Genomic DNA, 21,836 nt, shown 5'->3' on the forward strand with positions numbered 1-21,836 from the left:
TCAAAAGTGCTAAAGATTCTGACAGTCCGCGCCCGTATCGGAATGCTCATCTGCTCGCGTCGAATTGAACGCCGAGGAGATGAGATCATGACCGACAAAACCTGCGCCGCCTGCGATTGCCAGCTGGACGCCAATCCGATCCGCGTCAAGGTCGGCGGCAAGACCGTCGAGGTCTGCTGCGAGGAATGCGCCCAGGCACTCAACGAAGCCGGCGCTTCGGCGGCCGGCGCCAGTGAGGACTGAGCCATGCGCCCCGATCATTCAATAGCGCAGCGCTTGGCCGGCCACGTCGCCGCGCCGACAGTTCGCACCGAAACCTTCCGCCAGTCCTTGCACGCCCAATGCCTGGCGGCAGCCCGATGGGTCGGTCGCCAGATGGAAAAACGCCGAAGCCGCATTGCCTTGCTCGAAATGACCGACGAACAGCTCAAGGACATCGGCCTGTCGCGCGGCGACGCCTATTGCGAATTCAGGCGCCGCTTGTGGGATTGAGGCACCGTCCGGAAGTCTCCTGACAGGATCAGACCGGCCGATTGCGTAGAATGTCTTCGCAAATTCCGGAATCATTTTTCCGGCACGGGACGCAACGGCCATGTCGCAATTCACGGTACAGCCGCTCCTGGACACCGGCACCGTCAGGGTGCGCGACATCGTCTGCAGCGGCGAATGCCGGCACCGGAGCGACGAAGAGTGCAGCACGGCCACACATCTGGTGTTTCCCTATCGCGGCGTCTTCGTGCGCCATGTCGGGCGCAACGACGTCGTCGCTGAGGCCAATCAGCTGCTGTTCTTCAACGCGGCTGAGGCCTATCAGGTCAGCCATCCCGTCGAAGGTGGCGATGCCTGTCTCGACCTTGTGGTCGAGGAAGGCCAATTGCGCGAACTGGCGCCGAAGGGACAGCTGCGCGCCGGCGACCGCCTGGCGTTCCGCCGCCAGCGCCGGCGCATCGACCCGCGCGCGCAGGCTCTGGTGGCGTTGCTGCGCCATAGCCTCAGCCGCAATGTCGCCGAGACCTTGGAAGCCGAGACGCTCGCCTTGACGCTGGTGCGGCGCTCGCTCGGCGAACACACCTCGCATGTCGCGGGCGCCAGCCCTGGACGGCAGAAATTGGTCGACCGCGCCAAGCTCGTCCTGTCCTCGGACCTGTCGCGGCGCTGGACGCTGGCCGAGATTGCCGCCGACGTCGGCGTCTCGCCGGTCTACCTGACGCAAGTCTTCCAGCAGGTCGAGGCGATGCCGCTCTATCGCTATCACCTGCGCCTGCGGCTGGCGCGCGCGCTCGACCTGCTCGGCCGCTACGACAATCTGACCACGCTGGGCATGGATCTTGGCTTCTCCAGCCACAGCCATTTCAGCTCGACGTTCAGACAGGTCTACGGGCGCACCCCAGCGGAATTCCAGCGCTCGATCGGGTCGCGCTGATTGAATCGCGTCAAAGAAGGCGCCGAGATATCAGCCGCGCAGGGCAGCCATGGCGGCCGCGTGAAGCTCCGGCGTTGCCGCCGCCAGCACATCGCCGCCCTTTTCCGCCGGTCCGCCGTCGAAGGTGGTGATGACACCACCCGCCTTCTCGATGATCGGGATCAGCGCCACGATGTCGTAGGGCTGCAATCCGGGATCGGCGACAATGTCGACGCTTCCTGAGGCGATCATGGCGAAGGCGTAGCAATCGGCGCCGTACCGGGCGAGCTGGATCTGCCTCTCGAAGGCGTCATAGCGATTGCGCGCCTCGCCCTTGAACAGCGCCGGCGTGGTGGTGAACAGGGTTGCCTCGGAAAGCTTCGTCGTCTTGCGGGTCGAAAGCTTGCGCGGCCCTCCCGGCCCCTCATAGTGCGAGCCAGATGCGTTGGCATAGAACAACTCGCCGGTGAAGGGTTGCGCCATCATGCCGGCGACCGCGTCCCCGTCGACCGTCAGCCCGACCAGCGTCCCCCATACCGGCAGGCCGGAGATGAAGGCGCGCGTGCCGTCGATCGGATCGATCACCCAGACATGCCTGCTGGAGATATTTTCGCTGCCATGCTCCTCACCGAGAATGCCGTGGTCGGGATACTCGGCCGAGATCAGCGCCCGGATGGCGCGCTCGGTCTCGCGATCGGCTTCGGTGACCGGATCGAAACTGCCCTTTTCCTTGTTGGCGACAGCCCCTTGGGCACGGAAGCGCGGCAAGGTCTCCGCCGCTGCCGCCTGCGCGATGCGGCGCATGAAATCGATGCTGATGTCCAACTGATTCTCCCGCATACGGCATGCCCGAATAGGGCTCTGCCGCCACTTTCCTGCTAAAACAAGCCTGTTTATCGATTTATCCGCTGCCGCGACTGTTGCCGGAATGTCACGCCAGCGTCATCGAAACGCAGTTTCCACATCACTCTGAATTAAAAAAGCCTGAACGTCGCTTGACATTTGTGCAGCGCACAATACCCTCAATCTCGGACAGGTTATCCTGTCCATGCCCTCCTTGGGCGTTTCCTCCCTAGACTTCGACCGTATCGTGAAAACGATGCGGTCTTTTTTTACGCCGCAAATCCTGAGCTGCCCATCCGGGGCGCGGTCTCACTCCGCGGCCAGCGGCAGGTCGATGAAATGATGGTCGGGCATCGCCATCAGATCGGCCGAAAATCGCGTCAAATCATCCGCCAGCGCATCAAAGCCGGCCGCCTTCTCGAATGTCCGCTCGTTCATGTAGAGCCCGCGATTGACCTCGATCTGCAGTGCATGCAGATGACGCGCCGGGCGGCCATAGTGCTCGGTGATGAAGCCGCCTGCATAAGGCTTGTTGTGGGCGACGGTGTAGCCCATGGCGCAGAGCAGGCCGATCGCGGTTTCGGTCAGCGCAGCGGTGGCCGAGATGCCGAAACGGTCGCCGATGATGAAGTCCGGCCTCAGGCCATTGTCGCCGACACGGATGCTCGCCGGCATCGAATGGCAATCGATCAGCACCGCAAAGCCGAAAAGAGCATGGGTTCTCGTCAAAAGCCGCTTCAGCGTCTCGTGATAGGGCTTGTAGACGGCCTCGATGCGGGCGACCGCTTCGGCAAGCGGCAAGCGGCCGGAATAGATGTCGAGCCCCTCGCCGACCAGCTTGGGTACCGTGCCGAGCCCGCCCGCCACCCGCGCCGAGCGGATGTTGCAGAAGGACGGCACCGGCTCGGCGAACATGCGCGGGTCGAGTTCCCAGGGCTCGCGATTGACGTCAAGATAGGCGCGCGGGAAATTTGCCGCCAGCATCGGCGCGCCCAGCGCCACCGCGCCCCCGAACAGCTCATCGACGTAGCAATCCTCCGAGCGGCGGATGGCGTTGCGGTCGAGCCTTGCCATGGCAAGGAAGCGTTCGGGATAGTAGCGGCCGCTGTGTGGTGAGTTGAAGAGGAAGGGGACGCGCTGTTCGGCGCCCGATCGGATTTCGAAGGGTGGAACGACCGAAAAATCCTCGGCTGCCGTCTTCAATTTGAACGAACCCGAAAACACCAGTGCATCATGATATGAAACTGCCACCTTGCTGGCCGCATGTCCAGCATTTCGGCGGCCTCGCCGCTTACCAAATGTGGGTCTTCCTCGTCCTCGTTCACTTGATGTTTACCCTCACCTCCTCATATACAGGATGGTTAACGGGCCTGCCCCACGGCAGTCTCGGGCGGGTGATTCGGACGGGACATCATGGCACGCATTCTTCTGGCGGAAGACGACGACGATATGCGTCGGTTCCTCGTCAAGGCGCTGGAGCGCGCTGGTTATCAGGTCAGCGATTTCGACAATGGCGCCAGCGCCTATGAGCGCCTGCGCGAGGAACCGTTCTCGCTGCTGTTGACGGACATCGTCATGCCGGAGATGGACGGCATCGAACTGGCACGCCGCGCCACCGAGATCGATCCCGACCTCAAGGTCATGTTCATCACCGGTTTCGCCGCCGTTGCGCTGAACCCGGATTCCAAGGCGCCGAAAGACGCCAAGGTGCTGTCGAAGCCCTTCCATCTGCGCGATCTCGTCAACGAGGTCGAGAAGATGCTGCAGGCGGCCTGAGCCGCCTTCGGCCAAGGCATCGCGGCTGCGGCGAGACGACGCCTTCTTTCCTTTTTCCTGCTATTGACGCGCTGGATCAAAAATGGTGTATGCGCGGCTTCGGATGGGCGTGTAGCTCAGCGGGAGAGCACTGCATTGACATTGCAGGGGTCACAGGTTCAATCCCTGTCACGCCCACCATCCTTTCAAAGACTTAGCTAACTCCCTGACGACGTGGCTTATCGATCGTGTTGGCCGACACGCCGAGCGCGCCGGCCGCTTCCCAAATCGATGCCTGCGAGCAAGGCCGGTTGCATGGCCAGCAGCGCGATGTGCGCTGGCCGAGAAAGGCAACCTTCGGCCGGATCCGCACCGTGCCGCCCGTGGTGCGGACCCACACACTGGGAGGTTGTAAATGGGACAAGGATCTCTTTTTCCTTAAGTGGAACCTAATATACAGGCTCTCAGTTTCAGTAGTGCAGCAACCCCCTCCGCTGCGGCCAGGAGAATTCACTCTTGGTCGGCCCGCATCGTCCCAACCCGGCGGTGCGGGCTCATTTTGTTTGAAACCGTACTTCCTCGGTTCAACGGAGCTCCAGATGCGGAGCGGACCGCTGCAACGGCAATTTTTGGCCGATCAAGGAACCTGTTTTCGAGATTGGAGTTTGGAAGCCGCTTGGGTTCCCTCACCAAGCAGAACACTGGAAAGGCCCGTCACTGCTTCCTCAGTGGCGGGCTTTTTTCGGGGCTTGGACGCGTGCCTACGGCGCCTGAACTCGGCAAGCCCCACCCGTATCCGCTGGCCTTCGGCAAAGGCCGAGGGCGAACGATTCCAAATCGAATGAACGGCTAAGTTCATCGTCGTCGGCCACTATGCGCATGAACCATTCCGGCAGGCTTCGACCACTTCAACGCGCGCCGGCGTCCCTTTTGAATTTGCGCTTTCCATTGCAGGCTCCTTGGAAAGCAATGGCAAAGGGAATTGTTGCTGGGTCGAAGCCGGGCGTCGCAAGGCTATGTATAACAGCTGCCCGCTTGCTGAAGGACAGGGCGCCACCGCTAGTGCGCTACCTATTCAGGTCTCCGGTTCGACAACGAACGATGCTGCGATCGGATCGTCGCCAGCAATCTGGCCGCGCCCGTCATCCATGATCGCTGCGACCTTTTGGAAGGTTCTTATTTCGGTCTCGGTTATGCGAGCTGCCCGCACTCTCGCCTGGAGATCAACCAAGCGCGCCTCGAGGGCTTGAGATGTTTCGACTTCAAGGTTCATCATCTTCACTTGTCCGGTTGAGTGGCGACCGACATGCACTGCCCGCCGCCATGGGGTGGCGGCGGGAGTGGTAGTTCGAAGTTCAGTCGTAGACTTTGACAATCTTGCGGGTGCCTGGGTCCACCAGAACCGTGTGGTTGTCGACCATCACGTAGCGGTATTTGACGTTGGGGATCTCATGAAGTTCAACCGTGTCCGGCAGAGCCGTTCCGACGTTCAGTTCCACACCAGGAACCTTCACGGAAGCAAGTGGCTGCTTCTTCACGTATTCGCGCACGACGGTGTCCTGCTCCGGCGTGATGACAACGTCCTGTGCCGCAACTGCGCCGACGCCGGCTAAAAGCAGTAGCGCCGCAGCGCTGCTGGTAAGGTGCATTCTCATGGTTTTCTCCTCTTATAGTCCGGGCGACAGCACGACCGGCTGCGCGCCAGCCGTCCGAACACCTCGTCCGGCCAAACGTTCCGCTGCCGGGCTTCAGTCTGAAACAGGATAGGACCAAAGTCCGGCCGCAAAGCGCAATGGTCTTGCCTCTCGGGACTGGTCGGAACGGCATACGTCCGGCGTAGTTGCCTCTCCAAATCGGAGAAAGCAGATGGATAGGAGTGTTGGCCAAGCGCGGTGGTTGCTCGCACCGGTTTTCGCGACGGCCGTCACCTTTCTGGTGATCGGCATAGCTCTTGGCTGACATGTCGTGGATCGGCACAGCTACGTCCCTTCCTGTGCTGACAGGACCCGCGAGCCGCTTAGGGCAGCTGGCGGGTCCTCTATTATCTGGTGAGCAAAGGACGATGACATTGATCCAGAAATCGAATGAAAGTGGCAACGCGAACGACCCTGCGAATGACAATGATCAGCCTGTGTTGCTGGACGCTGTCTCCTTGACCGACGAGGAAAATATTGCCGATCTTGTCAGACGAACCGAGCGCACTGCTCTTTGGGTGGTTCTAGGAATGGGCGGCTGGTTGATGTTAGTCCCCGCTATCTACGTTGTACTGACCCACGGAATATGAAGGCAACAACTGCGCCCGCCGTAGGGGCATTGCTCAACGAGCGGCGCCATCCGAGACCGACTGTGAAAGCGGATCCAAGCACGTGGGGCCGGCGCCGAAGGTCATGAAGCGGCCGGCAACACAATGGGTCAGCCCGGCATCGTCGACCGCATTAAGCACTTGCGCGGAAAGGAAGATTTGCGGCACGCTTCACTGCAGGAATTTCGGGAGGAAGATCATGCCGATTCGACGGAAGGCGACTGAGGTAGGTATTTTTGACGCTTCAGAGATAGCTCTCCTCGGGCGGGTCTTTGATAGGCTCAAGCTTGATGGCCAGTCGGCCGATGCACGCGACGCAATCGCATCCCGCATTATAGCAAACTACATGGCGGGTGTGGTCGACGAGGACGAACTCGCCTCGCTTTCGAAACAGCCGTTGGGGCGCTAACAATGGCAGTCGCCAAGAAGGATCAAGAGTGCGCCAACTACGCCTGGATGTACTGCGTTACAAGCGCGGGAACATGGCAAAGAACGCGTCCTGCCTGATATCTGCCGACGTCTTGCTAGAAGCCTTTGACGACGTTCTTGTAGGAGTGCGATCGGCTCGATCATCCCAGCGTGGTCATTGAAAACGGCGCATGGCTGGAGAAGTGCCCAGGATCCCACTTCTTGTCGGCGAGCGATACCGTCCGCTCGTAGTAGCCGTTGGCCGGGATGAGACAGCGCTTTGAAGGATCGTTGGACATCCCAAAAACCTGTCCAGACAGCCCCGCCTGACTCCCGGTCGGCGGGGCTTTTCCATGCGTTTCAACTCACCATGCGTTCAACTCGCTAGAACGAGTGGCCGTAACCACGCGGCCTGGCTTTCGGCCCCGGCGAACTTTCCGCTGGATTTGCGGCCAATTTGGCGAAGCGCCGGTCTCTTAGCTGCAGGAACTTCTCCTTTGCCATGGGCTCGTCGCGCTCATCATCATCCGCGGCCATTCGGCCATACGTCGCGGCAATTACATAGTCGGCTTTGTTGGTTCGATAGTCTTCTTTTCGCACAGACATCGTTTCCTCCCGATCCGCGGCCTTTTCCCTCCTTTTGGCCTGACGGAGGAATTAACTGCCGGTGCGCCGCGCGAGTCTACCAATTGGGGATTGTATTAAAACGGTACACGCCACGTCGGGGCGGCCCCACGCAGCGGCTCCGATCGCCGAGATCACAAATCACCCCATGCGGGGATACTTCTGGTCGATCCCGATGGGCTCAGAAACCCGCGACCGCGCACAGGCTCTTCATCCTGGATACGGCCAGTTCCGGATCGGCCAGCAGGCCTGCCTGGTCGGCTAGGCGAAAGATATCGGCATAGTGGCGGATGCCACGCGCCGACTGCATGCCGCCGACCATCGTGAAATGGTCCTGATGGCCGTTCAGCCAGGCCATGAAGACGATGCCGGCCTTGTAATATTCGGTCGGTGCCTCGAAGATCTTTCGCGACAGCGGCACCGTCGGCGCCATCAGCGCGTCATAGCCTGCGCGGTCGCCCTCGGCGAGTTTCGCCAGGGCGGCATTGGCGACCGGTGCGATGGCGTCGAAAATGCCGAGCAGCGCGTGCGAATGACCATGGCCGTCTCCGGCGATCAGTTCGGGATAATTGAAGTCGTCGCCGGTGAACATCACGACCCCATCCGGCAGCCGGTTGCGCAGCGCGACTTCCTTGCCGGCATCGAGCAGCGAGATTTTTATGCCTTCGACCTTGCCGGCATGACGCTCGATGATGGCGACCACAGTATCGAGCGCTGTCTCGAAATCGCTGCTGCCCCAATAGCCTTTCAAGGCCGGGTCGAACATGTCGCCCAGCCAGTGCAGGATCACCTTGCCGGACGTCTGGCTCAAAAGGCGGTCGTAGACGCGCGCATAATCTTCCGGGCCCTCTGCGACAGCCGCCAGTGCCCGGCTCGCCATCATGATCACCTTGCCGCCTTGGCCTTCGATGAAAGCGAACTGCTCTTCATAGGCGGCGATCACATCGTCTGGTGTCCGGGCCGCCGCCGGCGCCAGATGATCGGTGCCGGCGCCCGAAGCGAGGTCGGCGCCTTCGACGGTCCGCGCCTCGGCGATCGAGCGGCGGATCAATTCCTGCGCATTTGCCCAGTCGAAACCCATCCCGCGCTGCGAGGTGTCCATCGCCTCGGCGATACGGAAGCCGAGCCGCCACAGATGATGGCGGAACGCCATCGTCCGCTCCCAGTCGACCGCCGGCCGCGACCATGGATCGGTCATCCCGAGCGGATCGGCAACGACATGCGCCGCCGCATAGGCAATGCGCGAAAACCGCGCGCCGATCATCGGCCGCACCGGCTGGCCGACAAGCGCATAGCGGCTGCTGCGGCCACCCTCACCAGGCAAGGCTATGTCCATCGATCTCTCCCTGTAATCGCGCCTATTAAATGGAACGTTCCAATAAATCAAGAACCTTTAAGATTCGAGATTCACCTCCCTCGGATTGCTGCAACGCAGCACGATAGCTCTGCAATTACAGGGCCTGCGGCGTCGGATTATCGATATTCGGGAATCCAAAAATTCCCGATTGACTCCCGATTGGAGCAGTGATTAGAACGTTCCAATAGATTTGACAGAAACTGGGGAGGAGGCATCAGGATGGCCAGCCGGGCCAAGGCGACGATCTTCGACATCGCCCGCGAGGCGGGCGTGTCCAAATCGACGGTGTCGCTCGTCCTCCAGGGCAGCGGGCTGATCCGCCCCGAGACCGCGGTCAAGGTGCGCAAGGCGATCGAGGACGTCGGCTATGTCTACAACCGCGGCGCCGCCAATCTGCGCAAGGCCCACTCCAACGTCATCGGCATGGTCATCAACGACCTCACCAATCCGTTCTTCGCCGAACTGGCGGTCGGCATGGAGCGTGTCTTCCAGTCCGCCGGCATTGTGCCTTTCATCGCCAATACGGCGGAGAATCCGGTGCGCCAGGAAGAAGTGCTGAAATCGCTGATGGAACAGGGCGTCGCCGGGCTCATCGTGTCGCCGGCGCGCGGCACGACCCCGGGGGCATTCCGGCGGCTGGAAATGGCCGGTGTTCCGATTGCCTTCGCCATGCGCCGGCTGCCCGAGAGCCGCATTCCGGTGATCGCTCCCGACAATCATCGCGGCGCCTATCTCGCCGCCGCTCACCTCATCGGCAAGGGGCATCGCCGGTTGGCCTTCTTCGGCGGCTCGTCCGACCTCGTGGTCTATCATGACCGGCTGGGCGGCTTTCGCGAGGCATGCGAGACGCTCGGGATAGATACGCGTGACATGCTCGTCATCGAAGGTGAGACAAGCCGTCGGGGTGGCATCGCTTGCCTGGAAACCGCGCTTGCAATGGCTGAACCGCCGAGTGCGGCCCTGTGTTTTAACGATGCGGTCGCCTTTGGCGCCATGCTGGCGCTGCGCAAGCGTGGACTTGAGCCGGGACCGGATTTCGCCGTCGTCGGCTTTGACGATGTGACGGAAGCCGAACACTACATGCCTGCGCTGACCAGCGTCGCAGTGGACAGCGCCGGCCTCGGCGAACGCGCCGCCCATGTCATGATCAAGATGATCCAGTCGCGCACCACACGTGCCGAGGATCATATCGGGGCGGTCAATCTCGTGGTCAGGGAAAGCTGCGGTCCGGACCGCCGCGCCAGAAACAGGTGGTCGGGAACGGGAGGCGCCGCATGAGCCTCAAATGGGGACTGATCGGCGCCAGCACGATCGCCAGGCAATTCATGGTCAACGCCATCCGCGTGCAGGCCGATGGCAAGATCGCGGCGGTGATGAGTTCCAGCCCGGAGCGGGCCCAAGCCTATGCCGTGGAAAACAACATTGCGCTTGCGGTCTCGACGCTTGACGAGCTGCTCGCCGAGGATATCGACGCCGTCTACATCTCGACCACCAACGAATTGCACCTGGAACAGGCGCTCGCCGCGATCAAGGCGGGCAAGCACGTGCTGTGCGAAAAGCCGCTGGCACTGACGAGTGCCGATGCGCGCACGATGGTCGCTGCCGCCAGGGCGGCCGGCATCGTACTCGGCACCAACCACCACCTGCGCAACGCCGGCGCGCATCGTGCCATGCGCGAGGCCGTCGCTGCCGGCCGCATCGGCAGGCCGATCGCGGCGCGTGTCTTCCACGCCGTCTACCTGCCCGAAAACCTGCAGGGCTGGCGCATCGCCAGGCCCGAGGCGGGCGGCGGCGTGGTGCTCGACATCACAGTGCACGACGCCGACACGCTGCGCTTCGTGCTCGGCGACGATCCGGTCGAGGTTTCGGCTTTCACACAGTCCGCCGGCATGGCCGGCAGCGGGCTGGAGGATGGCGCCATGTGCATCTGGCGCTTCAAGTCCGGCCTCATCGCGCAGTCGCATGAAGGTTTCACCACCAGCTATGCCGGCACCGGCTTCGAGGTGCATGGCTCGGAAGGTTCGCTGATTGCCAGCAATGTGATGACGCAGAAGCCGGTCGGCACGGTGATGCTGCGCACGGCAGGCGGCGAGGAGGAGTTGAGCTTCGACCACGAGGATCTCTACGTCAGGTCCGTGCGGCGGTTCCATGCCGCGATCCACGGCGACGGCCAGCCTGCCGCCACCGGCGAGGACGGCATCTGGTCCCTCGCCTCGGCCGAGGCGGCATTGCAATCGGCCAGCTCCGGCAAGGCCGTCGAGATCGACCCGAAACTCGGGAGCACGAAGTGAGCAAGGTCGTTTCAGCGGCGCAGGCAGCCGGTCTGATCAAGGATGGCATGACGGTGTCCGTGTCCTCGTCGAGTGGCCTCGGTTGCCCGGACGCCGTGCTCGCCGCCATCGGTGAGCGCTTCGACGGGGAAGGCCACCCGAAAGATATCACCACGCTGCACCCGATCGCCGCGGGCGACATGTACGGCATCAAGGGCATCGACCATCTGGCAAAGCCTGGCCTTTTGAAGCGCACCTTGTGCGGCTCCTATCCATCCGGTCCCTCCTCTTCCGAACCGCCGCGGATCTGGAAGATGATCGGCGACAATTCGGTGGCCGCCTACAACGTGCCGTCCGGCATCCTGTTCGACATGCACCGCGAAGCCGCCGCCAAGCGGCCGGGCGTGCTGACCAAGGTCGGGCTCGACACCTTCGCCGACCCGCGCCATCAGGGCTGTGCCATGAACGCGGCGGCCAGCGAACCGATCGTCTCGGTGCAGCAGTTCGACGGCGAGGAATGGCTGTATTTCCGCTCGATCGTGCCCCACGTCTCGATCATCCGCGCCACCACGGCGGATGAGCGCGGCAACCTCACCTATGAACATGAAGGCGCCTATCTCGGCGGCCTCGAACAGGCACTCGCCGCCCGCAACAATGGCGGCGTCGTTATCGCACAGGTCAAGCGCGTCGTCGAAAACGGCACGCTGAAGCCGCATGACGTGCGCGTGCCGGGCGTGCTGGTCGACCACATCGTCGTCGCGCCCGACCAGTTGCAGACGACGCTGACGCCTTACGACCCGACCATATCAGGCGAGATCTTCCGGCCGCTGTCCACTTTCCGCAACGCCGAGATGAACGTCCAGAAGGTGATCGCCCGCCGTGTCGCCATGGAGTTGCGCGACGGCATGGCCGTCAACATCGGTTTCGGCATCTCCGCCAATGTTCCGCGCATCCTTCTGGAAGAAGGCCAGCATGGCAAGGTCACCTGGGTGATCGAGCAGGGCGCGGTCGGCGGCGTGCCGCTGCTCGACTTCAAGTTCGGCTGCTCGTCGAACGCCGACGCCTTCATGCCCTCGCCGCACCAGTTCATCTATTTCCAGGCCGGCGGCTTCGATGCTTCGCTGCTCTCCTTCCTGCAGATCGACCGCCATGGCTCGGTCAACGTCTCGAAACTGTCGGCGCGGCCGCATGTCACCGCCGGCGCCGGCGGTTTCGTCGACATCACCGCACGTGCAAAGAAGATTGTTTTCTCGGGTTTCTTCAATGCCGGGGCAAAACTGTCATTGGCCGATGGCGGCATCCGCATCGACCAGGAGGGCAAGGTCAAGAAAGTCGTCGGCGAAGTCGAGCACATCTCCTTCTCCGGCAAGCGCGCGGTCGCGCAAGGACAGGACATCACCTATGTCACCGAGCGCTGCGTGATGAAGCTGACGCCTGACGGGTTGATGGTGACGGAACTGGCGCCGGGCATCGATCTCGAGCGCGACGTGCTGGGGCAGTCGGAGATCGCGCTCGGTGTCGCCAACGACCTCAAGGTGACGCCGGCGGCACTCTATCACAACCAGCCGATCGGCCTGTCGCTCAATGGCGGCGCCTCGCTCGGAGGCGCGCATGGCTGAACGCCTCGTCACCTTCGAGCAGGACGGCGCCGTCGGCATCGTCACCTTGCGCCGCCCGGAGAAATTGAACGCGCTGGATATTCCGATGCTTCGCGCGCTCGAAACAGTGCTCGATGAAGCGGAGGCGGCCGACGACGTTCGCGTCGCGCTCATCCGCGGCGAAGGCAAGGGCTTCTGTGCCGGTGGCGATGTCGAGGCCTGGGCCGCCATGAGTGCCGCCGATTTCCAGGTGCAATGGGTGCGCTACGGCCACCGCGTCTTCGACCGGCTGGCGCGGCTGCGGCAACCGACCGTCGCCGTGCTGTCGGGCCACGCGCTGGGCGGCGGGCTGGAACTGGCGGCGGCCTGCGATTTCCGGGTCGCGGAAACACAGGTGAAATTGGGCTTCCCCGAAACCTCCATCGGCGTCGTTCCCGGCTGGTCCGGCACGCAGCGCGCCGTGCGCCGTTTCGGCGCGCAGACGGTGCGTCGCATGGCGCTGGGCGGCGAGGTTCTCCTTGCTCCTGAAGCGCTGGCCCTGGGCGTGGTCGACCGGGTGGTCGAAACCGGCAAGGCACTCGCCGAGGCCAAGGCCTGGGCCGAGAAGATCGCCGAGCGCGGTCCGCTGGCGACGGAAGCGGCCAAGCTGATGATCGCGGTTGCCGAAGGTGAGGAAAGTGCCGCCGCGACCGAAGCGCTGGCCAGCGGCTTCATTGCGCTGACCGGCGACCTCAAAGCCGGCGTCGGCGCCTTCAAGGCCAGGCAGAAGCCGGCATTTTCGAGATCCTGAGGATTCACGACCAAGATGAACGCGCCTCTCAACATCGCCATGCCCGCCGAGGCCTCGGCAGCGCCGAAGACCTATCGGCTGCTGATCGATGGCAAACATGTCGATGCCCGCGACGGCAGGACGCTGGAACGCAACAGCCCCGGCCATGGCTTCACGGTTTCGCGTTACGCGCAGGCCGGCGAGGCCGAGGTGGAAGCGGCGATGCAAGCCGCGCACAGGGCGTTCGAGACCGGTCCCTGGCCGCGCATGAAGGCGGCCGAACGCGCCGCGCTCCTGCACAAGGCGGCCGACCTGATCGAAGCTCGGCTTGAAGACATTGCCCGTCTCGATGCGCTGGAATCCGGCAAGCCGATCGCCCAGGCCCGCGGCGAGATCGGCGGCGCCGTCGACATCTGGCGCTATGCCGCTTCGCTCGCCCGCACGCTGCATGGCGAGAGCTACGCCAATCTCGGCGACGCCATGCTGGGCGTCGTGCTGCGCGAACCGATCGGCGTCGTCTCGATCATCACGCCGTGGAATTTCCCGTTCCTGATCGTCAGCCAGAAACTGCCCTTCGCACTCGCCGCCGGCTGCACGGCGGTGGTCAAGCCGAGCGAAATGACCTCGGCCTCGACCTTCGTGCTCGGCGACATCCTGATCGAGGCCGGCCTGCCTGCCGGCGTCGTCAACATCCTGGCCGGCCTGGGCAGCGATGTCGGCGCACCGATGGTCAGCCACCCCTTGGTCGAGATGGTGTCCTTCACCGGCTCCACCCGCGTCGGCAAGATGACCATGGCTTCCGCCGCGCAGTCGCTGAAGAAGGTCTCGATGGAGCTCGGCGGCAAGAACGGCCAGATCGTCTTCCCCGATGCCGACCTCGAAGCGGCGGCCGACGCGGCGGTGTTCGGCGGCTTCTTCAATGCCGGCGAATGCTGCAATGCCGGCAGCCGGCTGATCGTACACGAGGCGATCGCCGACGATTTTCTTGCCGCCGTGAAGGCACTTACGGCCAAGGTGACAGTCGGCGATCCGCTCGACGACCGAACCAAGGTCGGTGCGATGATCTCGTCGGACCACCTGGCCAAGGTGACCGATTACGTTACGGCAGCGGCAAGCGACGGCAGCAGCATCTACAGCGGCGGCAAGCAATTGGCCTCCAATGCCGGCCAATATCTCGACCCGACCATCATCCGCGGCGTCACCGATGACATGGCCATCGCGCGTGAGGAAGTGTTCGGCCCGGTGCTCTCCGTGCTGACTTTTGAATCGATTGAAAAGGCGTTGCGCATCGCCAACAACACGCCCTATGGTTTGTCGGCGGGCGTGTGGAGCGCCAGCATCGACACTTGCATGTCGGTAGCGCGTGAGGTGCGTTCGGGGACGGTTTGGGTGAACACATTCATGGAAGGTTATCCCGAGCTGCCTTTCGGGGGCTACAAGCAGTCCGGTCTCGGGCGCGAACTCGGCAAGCGCGCCGTCGAGGATTATACCGAGGAAAAGACAATCCAGTTTCATCGCGGCCAGCGCACCGGATGGTGGGTCGGCTGAGTTGGGAAGAACCCGGTGGGCTTCCACCGGTCGTGTAATGCAACAAGGGAGGAAGTACATGTTGCGCAAACTGCTTATCGGAACGGCTCTCGCATCGGGGCTCGCTTTCGCAGCCCATGCCGAGGACGTCAAGGAAGTGCAGATGCTCCATTGGTGGACGTCGGGCGGCGAAGCGGCTGCCCTCAACGTCCTCAAGGGCGATCTGGCCAAGGAAGGTTATGCCTGGAAGGACGTGCCGGTCGCCGGTGGCGGTGGCGACGCTGCCATGACCGCGCTGAAGGCGATGGTCGCGGCGGGCAATTATCCGACCGCCTCGCAGATGCTCGGCTACACCGTGCTCGACTATGCCGCCGCCGGCGTCATGGGCGACCTGACCGAGACGGCGAAGAAGGAAGGCTGGGACAAGTCGGTTCCGGCGGCCCTGCAGAAGTTCTCTGTCTATGACGGCAAGTGGGTCGCGGCTCCGGTCAACGTCCACTCGGTCAACTGGCTGTGGATCAACAAGGCCGTCATGGACAAGATCGGCGGCGCCGAGCCGAAGACTTTCGACGACTTCGTTGCGCTGCTCGACAAAGCCAAGGCGGCAGGCGTGATCCCGCTCGCTCTCGGCGGCCAGAACTGGCAGGAGGCCACCATGTTCGACTCGGTCGTGCTGTCGACCGGCGGACCTGAGTTCTACAAGAAGGCTTTCAACGACCTCGACGACGCGTCGCTCAAGTCCGACACGATGAAGAAGTCGTTCGACAACCTCGCCAAGCTCGTCACCTATGTCGACCCGAATTTCTCGGGCCGCGACTGGAACCTTGCCACCGCCATGGTCATCAAGGGCGATGCCCTGGTGCAGGTCATGGGCGACTGGGCCAAAGGCGAGTTCCACGCCGCCAAGAAGACCCCGGGCACGGACTTCCTGTGCTATCGCTTCCCGGGCACCGACGGCTCGGTGATCTACAACTCCGACATGTTCGGCATGTTCAACGTTCCGGACGACCGCAAGGCCGCCCAGGTCGCACTGGCCACCGCCACCCTGTCGAAGAGCTTCCAGTCGGCCTTCAACGTCGTCAAGGGTTCCGTTCCGGCCCGTACCGACGTTCCGGACACCGACTTCGACGCTTGCGGCAAGAAGGGCATCGCCGACCTGAAGGCCGCCAATGAAGGTGGCACGCTGTTCGGTTCGCTGGCCCAGGGCTACGGCGCGCCTCCGGCAGTCGCCAATGCCTACAAGGACGTCGTCTCCAAGTTCGTCCATGGTCAGATCAAGACCTCCGACGAAGCCGTGACCGAGCTGGTCAAGGCGATCGACGACGCCAAGTAGGCGCTACGCCAGAAAACACCTTCCCCGCTTCGGCGGGGAAGGTTTTATCTCAACGATTGGCCGGCTCAACAGCATGCCGACCGAAGACCCGTATGCACGGGCCGCCTTGCCGCCTGACGGCAGAGCACGGACGACCCAAAACGGGAGGAGCTCATGAGCACGGTAGCGACAAGCCAAATCAAGCTGACGCCGGAGCACACCAGGCCACGCGCCTCGGTGCGCTCGCGCCTGCAGGACGCCTTGCCGAAGATCGTGCTGGCGCCGAGCTTCGCCATCACCATCGTCTTCGTCTACGGCTTCATCCTGTGGACGATCTATCTGTCCTTCACCAACTCCAAGACCTTCCCGTCCTATGTCATCACCGGCTCGCGCGCCTATCAGCGGCTGTGGGGCTGGACCTTCGACACCGACCCGCCGTCGAGCTGGTACACGTCGATCACCAACATGGGTATTTTCGGCTTTCTCTATATCCTGATCTGCCTGGCGCTCGGTCTGTTCCTGGCCATCCTGCTCGACCAGAAGATCCGCGGCGAAGGCGTGCTGCGCCCCATCTACCTCTATCCCATGGCGCTCTCCTTCATCGTCACCGGTGTCGCCTGGAAATGGTTCCTCGATCCGGGTCTTGGCCTCGAGCAGACGTTGCACCAGTGGGGCTGGACGAGCTTCCATTTCGACTGGATCAAGAACAAGGATTTCGTCATCTACACCGTGGTCATTGCCGGCGTCTGGCAGGCTTCCGGCTTCATCATGGCGATGTTCCTGGCCGGCCTGCGCGGCATCGATGGCGAAATCATGAAGGCGGCGCAGATCGACGGCGCCACCACCTTCCAGCTCTATCGCCGCATCGTCATTCCGCTGCTGCGGCCGATCTTCCTGTCGGCCTTCATCGTGCTCGCCCACCTTGCCATCAAGTCCTATGACCTTGTCGTGGCGCTGACCTCCGGTGGACCCGGCGGCTCGGCCTGGCTGCCATCCAACTTCATGTACGAGTACACTTTCAAGCGTAACGAGATGGCTGTCGGCTCGGCAAGTGCGGTGATCATGCTGATGACCATCGTCGCCATCATCGTGCCCTATCTCTATTCCGAACTGCGGGAGAAGCCGCGATGAGCGCTGTCACCACTCCCGCCCGCCAAGCCTCCGGCGGCGTCAATGTCAAACTCGTCAACCGCATCGTCATCTATGGGCTGCTGGCGCTGTTCGCGCTGTTCTACCTGATGCCGCTGTTCGTCATGCTGGTCACCTCGTTCAAGACCATGGACGAGATCCAGAACGGCAACATGCTGGCGCTGCCCAAGGCGCCGACCTTCGATCCATGGCTGAAGGCCTGGGGCGAGACCTGCGTCGGCCTCACCTGCGCCGGCATCAAGGGCTATTTCTGGAACTCCATCAAGATGGTGGTTCCGGCCGTCATCATCTCAACGATGCTCGGAGCGCTGAACGGCTACGTGCTGACCAAATGGCGGTTTCGCGGCGCCACGCTGGTGTTCGGGCTGATGCTGTTCGCCTGCTTCATCCCGTTCCAGTCGGTGCTGTTGCCGATGGCCACCATCCTCGGCAGCCTCGGCCGCTTCGGCGTGTCGCTGCAGAATTCGATCGGAACCAGCTTCGGCCTCGGCAATCCGACCGTAAACCTGGTCTTCGTCCACGTCGTCTACGGCCTCGGCTTCACCACCTTGTTCTTCCGCAACTATTACGAGGCGTTCCCGACGGAATTGGTGAAAGCCGCCCAGGTCGATGGTGCGTCCTTCTTCCAGATCTTCCGCCGCATCATGCTGCCGAACTCGATGCCGATCTTCGTCGTCACCGTGATCTACCAGTTCACCAACATCTGGAACGACTTCCTGTTCGCCTCCGCCTATGCCGGCACCGGCGACTCGATGCCGATGACGGTGGCGCTCAACAACGTCGTCAACACCTCGACCGGCGTCGTCGAATACAACGTCAACATGGCGGCGGCGATGATCGCCGCACTCCCAACCCTTCTCGTCTATGTGCTCGCCGGCCGCTATTTCGTGCGCGGTCTTATGGCCGGCGCCGTCAAAGGATAACCCGATGGCTTTTCTGGAAATTGATAGTCTGAGGAAGCGCTTCGGCCAGGTCGAGATACTCAAGGGGATCGACCTCGAGCTGGAAAAGGGTGGCTTCCTGGTGCTGGTCGGCCCGTCCGGCTGCGGCAAGTCCACGCTTCTCAACACCATTGCCGGGCTGGAGACGATCACCTCGGGCGAGATCCGTGTCGACGGCCGCACCATCAACGACCTGCACCCTTCGAAGCGCGACATCGCCATGGTGTTCCAGAGCTACGCGCTATATCCGAACATGACGGTGGCCGGCAACATCGCCTTTGGCATGGAGATGCGCGGCGTACCGGCGGCGGAGCGACAGAAGGCGATCGACAAGGTGGCCAAAGTCTTGCAGATCGGCCATCTGCTGCAGCGCAAGCCGAGCCAGCTTTCAGGCGGCCAGCGCCAGCGCGTCGCCATGGGGCGGGCGCTGGTGCGCGACCCCAAGCTGTTCCTGTTCGACGAGCCTTTGTCCAACCTCGACGCCAAGCTGCGCGTCGACATGCGCATCGAGATCAAGCGCCTGCATGCCACCACCGGCACCACAATCGTCTACGTCACCCACGATCAGATCGAGGCGATGACGCTGGCGACCAAGATCGCCGTCATGCGCGACGGCGAGGTGCAGCAGTTCGGCACGCCGGCCGAGATCTACAACAACCCCAGCAATTTGTTCGTTGCCGACTTCATGGGCTCGCCGGCGATGAACCTGATCCCGGCGACCATCGCCACCTCAGGCAATGCACTGTCCGTCGTGCTGCAGCGCGAGGCGCGCGAGCCCATCACCTTGCCGATGGCCAATGCCCCGGCGGGCCTGTCGGCTTTCCAGGGCAAGCCGATCATCTTCGGCGTCCGCCCGGAGGCACTGACCGATCCGGAAGGTGCGGAACGAAACGCCTCGAACATCGCCACCGCTGACCTGCACATCGAAGTGGTCGAGCCGGCTGGTTCCGACACTTTCGCCGTCACCAATCTCGGCGGCAAGGGCGTGGTGGCGCGGCTGCGTGCCGACGCCAACATCCAGCCGGGCACCAGCACGCCACTCGCCTTCAATCTGACCAAGGCGGTATTCTTCGATCCGGCGACCGAAAACCGCATCCTCTGAGCGAAATGACAAATCCCGATATCGTCATCATCGGCTCCGGCATTGGCGGCTCGACAATTGCTTCCGGCCTGGCCGGCAGCGGCGCCTCGATCCTGATGCTGGAGCGCGGCGACCCCTTGCCGGCAACGCCGCATGCGCGCGATACGCGTTCCATCTTCGTCGACGGCCACTACCGGCCGAAGGAGATGTGGCGCGAGGCCGGTGGAGCGGCCTTCAACCCCGGTAATTACTATTATGTCGGCGGCAATTCGAAATTCTACGGCGCGGTGCTGATCCGCTATCGCAGGCAAGATTTTTCGGCCATGGAACATTTCGGCGGCGTCTCGCCGGCTTGGCCTTTTTCCTATGACGAATTCGAGCCCTGGTACTCCAAGGCCGAGCAGCTGTTTCGCGTCCGCGGCGCACTGGGCGAGGATCCGACCGAGCCGTTCCACTCGGTCCCCTATGCCTATAAGCCGGTGCCCGACGAGGCGCCGATCGCGCGCGCCCGCGCCGAGCTCAAGGGACTGGGCCTGCATCCCGCCTCGCTGCCGCTCAGCGTCGATATCGACACTTGGTTGAAGGAAGGCAAGACCGGCTGGGACGCGTTCCCCAACACCGGCCAGGGCAAGGTCGACGCGCAGACCGGACCGCTGACGGCGGCACTGACGGACACCAATATCCGGCTCGAAACTGGCTGCTATGTCGAATACCTGGAGACCTCGGCCGACGGCAAAACGATTGCTGCCATCCACTATCGGCAGAATGGCGAGCTGAAAAAGGTCGCGCCGAAGCTGGTGATCCTGTCCGCCGGCGCGGTCAATTCCGCCGTCATCCTGCTGCGCTCGCCGTCTTCCGATGGCAAAGGCCTCGCCAACAGCTCCGACCAGGTCGGCCGCAATTTCATGAACCACAATTCGAGCGCCATGCTGGCGATCGATCCGCGCCGCCGCAACGATGCCGTCTACCAGAAGACGCTGATGCTGAACGATTACTACCTGTCCGACGGCAAGGGCGGCAAACCTCTGGGCAATGTCCAGCTGCTCGGCAAGATCGACGGCAATATGCTGAAGGCCAACGTGAAGTCGATGCCGAAATTCGCGCTCGACTTCATGGCCGGCCACGCCGTCGACTGGTACCTGATGTGCGAGGACCTGCCCGATCCGGAAAGCCGCATCATGGTCGACGGCAAGGACATCGTCATGCAGTGGCGGCGCTCCAACATGCAGTCGCTCGACGGACTGACCAAGGTGATGCGCGAAAACTTCCGCGCCTGCGGTTACCCGATCGTGCTGTCGCGCCCCTTCGACAAGCGCACCCCCTCGCACCAGTGCGGCACGGTCAAGATGGGCGACGATCCGGCGACCGCGCCGCTCGATCCGTTCTGCCGGTCCTTCGACCACCAGAACCTGTTCGTCGTCGACGGCAGCTTTTTGCCCAATTCGGCCGCTGTGAACCCCGCGCTGTCGATCGCAGCTCAGGCGCTGCGTGTGGCTGATCACATCCGCAAGAGCGAGCTATGATAGGTTTGCGCCGCCCCTCATCCGTCTGCCGGCACCTTCTCCCCGTAAACGGGGAGAAGAGAGCTGGCCGCAACCTCGGCGCTCTTTTTGCAGCGCCGGTAGTTGGCGAAACCGGCGACGACGGCGTCCTTCTCCCCGTCACTTTACGGGGAGAAGTGCCCGGCAGGGCGATGAGGGGCGGCGCTGACTTTCGTAAGGCCAGCCTCCAATGACCCGCCCGGCCGCGATCATCACCGGCGGCGTGCGCGGCATCGGCCTTGCCTGTGCCCAGGCGCTTGCCGATACCGGCTTTGACCTTCTGATCGCCGACCTTGCCGAACAAGCCCCCGACGGACTCGCGACCGACATCATCGAGCGCGGCGCGAAATTCGCCTACGCCCAATGCGACATCGCAGACCTCGACAGCCACACAGCACTTGTCGATGCCGTCATGCAAGCCTTCGGCCGCATCGACTGCCTCGTCAACAATGCCGGCGTCGGCGCCGTCATGCGCGGCGATTTGCTGGAGCTAAAACCGGAGAATTTCGACCGCACGCTCGGCATCAACCTGCGCGGCACCGTGTTCCTCAGCCAGGCCGTCGCCAAGGCGATGCTGGCCGCACCAGGCGACGGCCCAAAATCGATCATCACCATCACCTCGGTCAGCGCCGAAATGGCGTCGCCCGAACGCCCGGACTACTGCATCTCCAAGGCCGGGCTTTCGATGTGGGTGAAGAACCTTGCGCTCAGGCTCGCTCCGGAGAACATCGGCGTGTTCGAGGTGAGGCCGGGCATCATTCGCACCGACATGACGGCAGGCGTGACCGCCAAATACGACGCCCTGATCGACGGTGGACTGGTGCCGGCAAAGCGCTGGGGCGAAGCATCAGACATCGGCGCCGTGGTGGCGACGCTTGCCGCCGGCAAGCTCGGCTTTTCGACCGGCTCGATCATCAATGTCGACGGCGCCCTCTCCGTGCCGCGGCTGTAAGTGGA

Annotated in this window: 24 protein-coding genes and 1 tRNA gene; 18 read left to right on the top strand and 7 right to left on the bottom strand. The window is 62.9% G+C overall.

Going from position 1 to position 21,836, the window contains the following annotated elements:
* Positions 1-87 precede the first annotated feature (87 nt).
* From FJ978_RS32705 to FJ978_RS05840, 3 genes are all read left to right on the top strand, one after another.
* Positions 88-243, top strand: a complete 156-nt coding sequence (locus tag FJ978_RS32705) for a hypothetical protein (protein ID WP_181176698.1) — start codon at positions 88-90, stop codon at positions 241-243.
* A 3-nt stretch (positions 244-246) separates the two neighbouring features.
* Positions 247-492: a DUF1127 domain-containing protein gene (locus FJ978_RS05835; protein ID WP_140570918.1), complete on the top strand. Its 246-nt coding sequence runs from the start codon at positions 247-249 to the stop codon at positions 490-492.
* Between the two features lie 100 nt (positions 493-592).
* Entirely contained in the window at positions 593-1,423 is an 831-nt protein-coding gene (locus tag FJ978_RS05840; protein WP_140570920.1) for an AraC family transcriptional regulator, read from the top strand.
* A 30-nt stretch (positions 1,424-1,453) separates the two neighbouring features.
* Here the strand turns inward: FJ978_RS05840 and hisN are convergent, their stop codons facing one another.
* Together hisN and FJ978_RS05850 are read right to left on the bottom strand one after the other, a co-directional pair.
* On the bottom strand, positions 1,454-2,227 hold the full coding sequence (gene hisN, locus FJ978_RS05845) for a histidinol-phosphatase (RefSeq protein WP_140570922.1): 774 nt from the start codon (positions 2,225-2,227) through the stop codon (positions 1,454-1,456).
* Between the two features lie 327 nt (positions 2,228-2,554).
* Positions 2,555-3,496 carry an N-formylglutamate amidohydrolase gene (locus tag FJ978_RS05850; RefSeq protein ID WP_140570924.1) on the bottom strand — a complete coding sequence of 314 codons (942 nt, stop codon included), beginning with the start codon at positions 3,494-3,496 and terminating at the stop codon, positions 2,555-2,557.
* Positions 3,497-3,658: 162 nt separating this feature from the next.
* Between FJ978_RS05850 and FJ978_RS05855 the strand changes: the two genes are divergently transcribed.
* Positions 3,659-4,021, top strand: a complete 363-nt coding sequence (locus FJ978_RS05855; protein WP_006199474.1) for a response regulator — start codon at positions 3,659-3,661, stop codon at positions 4,019-4,021.
* A gap of 105 nt (positions 4,022-4,126) precedes the next feature.
* Positions 4,127-4,201, top strand: a tRNA-Val gene (locus tag FJ978_RS05860).
* An 874-nt stretch (positions 4,202-5,075) separates the two neighbouring features.
* Here FJ978_RS05860 and FJ978_RS05870 read toward each other — a convergent pair.
* Both FJ978_RS05870 and FJ978_RS05875 read right to left on the bottom strand, forming a co-directional pair.
* Positions 5,076-5,276, bottom strand: coding sequence for a hypothetical protein (locus FJ978_RS05870; protein WP_140570926.1), 201 nt, complete (start codon positions 5,274-5,276; stop codon positions 5,076-5,078).
* Positions 5,277-5,355: 79 nt separating this feature from the next.
* Positions 5,356-5,655, bottom strand: a complete 300-nt coding sequence (locus FJ978_RS05875) for a DUF1236 domain-containing protein (protein WP_013893116.1) — start codon at positions 5,653-5,655, stop codon at positions 5,356-5,358.
* A gap of 407 nt (positions 5,656-6,062) precedes the next feature.
* Here FJ978_RS05875 and FJ978_RS05880 point away from each other — a divergent pair, with 407 nt between their 5' ends.
* Both FJ978_RS05880 and FJ978_RS05890 read left to right on the top strand, forming a co-directional pair.
* Positions 6,063-6,284 carry a hypothetical protein gene (locus FJ978_RS05880; RefSeq protein WP_140570928.1) on the top strand — a complete coding sequence of 74 codons (222 nt, stop codon included), beginning with the start codon at positions 6,063-6,065 and terminating at the stop codon, positions 6,282-6,284.
* A 217-nt stretch (positions 6,285-6,501) separates the two neighbouring features.
* Entirely contained in the window at positions 6,502-6,711 is a 210-nt protein-coding gene (locus FJ978_RS05890) for a hypothetical protein (protein WP_140570931.1), read from the top strand.
* A 160-nt stretch (positions 6,712-6,871) separates the two neighbouring features.
* Here FJ978_RS05890 and FJ978_RS32710 read toward each other — a convergent pair whose 3' ends face one another.
* From FJ978_RS32710 to FJ978_RS05900, 3 genes are all read right to left on the bottom strand, one after another.
* Positions 6,872-7,009 carry a hypothetical protein gene (locus tag FJ978_RS32710; protein ID WP_181176697.1) on the bottom strand — a complete coding sequence of 46 codons (138 nt, stop codon included), beginning with the start codon at positions 7,007-7,009 and terminating at the stop codon, positions 6,872-6,874.
* Between the two features lie 85 nt (positions 7,010-7,094).
* On the bottom strand, positions 7,095-7,316 hold the full coding sequence (locus tag FJ978_RS05895) for a hypothetical protein (protein WP_013893113.1): 222 nt from the start codon (positions 7,314-7,316) through the stop codon (positions 7,095-7,097).
* Positions 7,317-7,515: 199 nt separating this feature from the next.
* Positions 7,516-8,670, bottom strand: a complete 1,155-nt coding sequence (locus FJ978_RS05900) for a dihydrodipicolinate synthase family protein (RefSeq protein WP_140570933.1) — start codon at positions 8,668-8,670, stop codon at positions 7,516-7,518.
* Between the two features lie 240 nt (positions 8,671-8,910).
* On the opposite strand from FJ978_RS05900, the gene FJ978_RS05905 reads away from it, so the two are divergent.
* The 11 genes from FJ978_RS05905 to FJ978_RS05960 all read left to right on the top strand — a co-directional run bounded on the left by FJ978_RS05905 (position 8,911) and on the right by FJ978_RS05960 (position 21,831).
* The gene (locus FJ978_RS05905; protein ID WP_013893111.1) at positions 8,911-9,969 is read left to right on the top strand and encodes a LacI family DNA-binding transcriptional regulator; all 1,059 of its coding nucleotides are present in this window, start codon (positions 8,911-8,913) and stop codon (positions 9,967-9,969) included.
* Positions 9,966-10,982 carry a Gfo/Idh/MocA family oxidoreductase gene (locus tag FJ978_RS05910; protein ID WP_140570935.1) on the top strand — a complete coding sequence of 339 codons (1,017 nt, stop codon included), beginning with the start codon at positions 9,966-9,968 and terminating at the stop codon, positions 10,980-10,982. Before FJ978_RS05905 ends, FJ978_RS05910 begins: the two co-directional genes overlap by 4 nt.
* Entirely contained in the window at positions 10,979-12,580 is a 1,602-nt protein-coding gene (locus tag FJ978_RS05915; protein ID WP_140570937.1) for an acyl CoA:acetate/3-ketoacid CoA transferase, read from the top strand. The genes FJ978_RS05910 and FJ978_RS05915 overlap by 4 nt, the downstream gene beginning before the upstream one ends.
* Entirely contained in the window at positions 12,573-13,349 is a 777-nt protein-coding gene (locus tag FJ978_RS05920) for an enoyl-CoA hydratase/isomerase family protein (protein WP_140570939.1), read from the top strand. The genes FJ978_RS05915 and FJ978_RS05920 overlap by 8 nt, the downstream gene beginning before the upstream one ends.
* Positions 13,350-13,364: 15 nt before the next feature.
* Positions 13,365-14,876: an aldehyde dehydrogenase family protein gene (locus FJ978_RS05925; protein ID WP_140570941.1), complete on the top strand. Its 1,512-nt coding sequence runs from the start codon at positions 13,365-13,367 to the stop codon at positions 14,874-14,876.
* A 58-nt stretch (positions 14,877-14,934) separates the two neighbouring features.
* Positions 14,935-16,188: an ABC transporter substrate-binding protein gene (locus FJ978_RS05930; protein ID WP_013893106.1), complete on the top strand. Its 1,254-nt coding sequence runs from the start codon at positions 14,935-14,937 to the stop codon at positions 16,186-16,188.
* A gap of 153 nt (positions 16,189-16,341) precedes the next feature.
* Positions 16,342-17,298 carry a sugar ABC transporter permease gene (locus FJ978_RS05935; protein WP_013893105.1) on the top strand — a complete coding sequence of 319 codons (957 nt, stop codon included), beginning with the start codon at positions 16,342-16,344 and terminating at the stop codon, positions 17,296-17,298.
* The gene (locus tag FJ978_RS05940) at positions 17,295-18,239 is read left to right on the top strand and encodes a carbohydrate ABC transporter permease (RefSeq protein WP_140570943.1); all 945 of its coding nucleotides are present in this window, start codon (positions 17,295-17,297) and stop codon (positions 18,237-18,239) included. The genes FJ978_RS05935 and FJ978_RS05940 overlap by 4 nt, the downstream gene beginning before the upstream one ends.
* A 4-nt stretch (positions 18,240-18,243) precedes the next feature.
* Positions 18,244-19,359 (top strand): ABC transporter ATP-binding protein, encoded by a 1,116-nt coding sequence (locus tag FJ978_RS05945; protein ID WP_140570948.1) that lies wholly within the window; start codon positions 18,244-18,246, stop codon positions 19,357-19,359.
* Between the two features lie 5 nt (positions 19,360-19,364).
* Complete coding sequence (locus FJ978_RS05950) at positions 19,365-20,861, top strand: GMC family oxidoreductase (protein ID WP_140570950.1); 1,497 nt, start codon at positions 19,365-19,367, stop codon at positions 20,859-20,861.
* A gap of 208 nt (positions 20,862-21,069) precedes the next feature.
* Positions 21,070-21,831 carry a 3-ketoacyl-ACP reductase gene (locus FJ978_RS05960; protein WP_140570951.1) on the top strand — a complete coding sequence of 254 codons (762 nt, stop codon included), beginning with the start codon at positions 21,070-21,072 and terminating at the stop codon, positions 21,829-21,831.
* Positions 21,832-21,836 lie beyond the last annotated feature (5 nt).

This window comes from Mesorhizobium sp. B1-1-7, assembly GCF_006442705.1.
In the GTDB taxonomy this organism is placed as follows: Bacteria; Pseudomonadota; Alphaproteobacteria; order Rhizobiales; family Rhizobiaceae; genus Mesorhizobium; species Mesorhizobium opportunistum.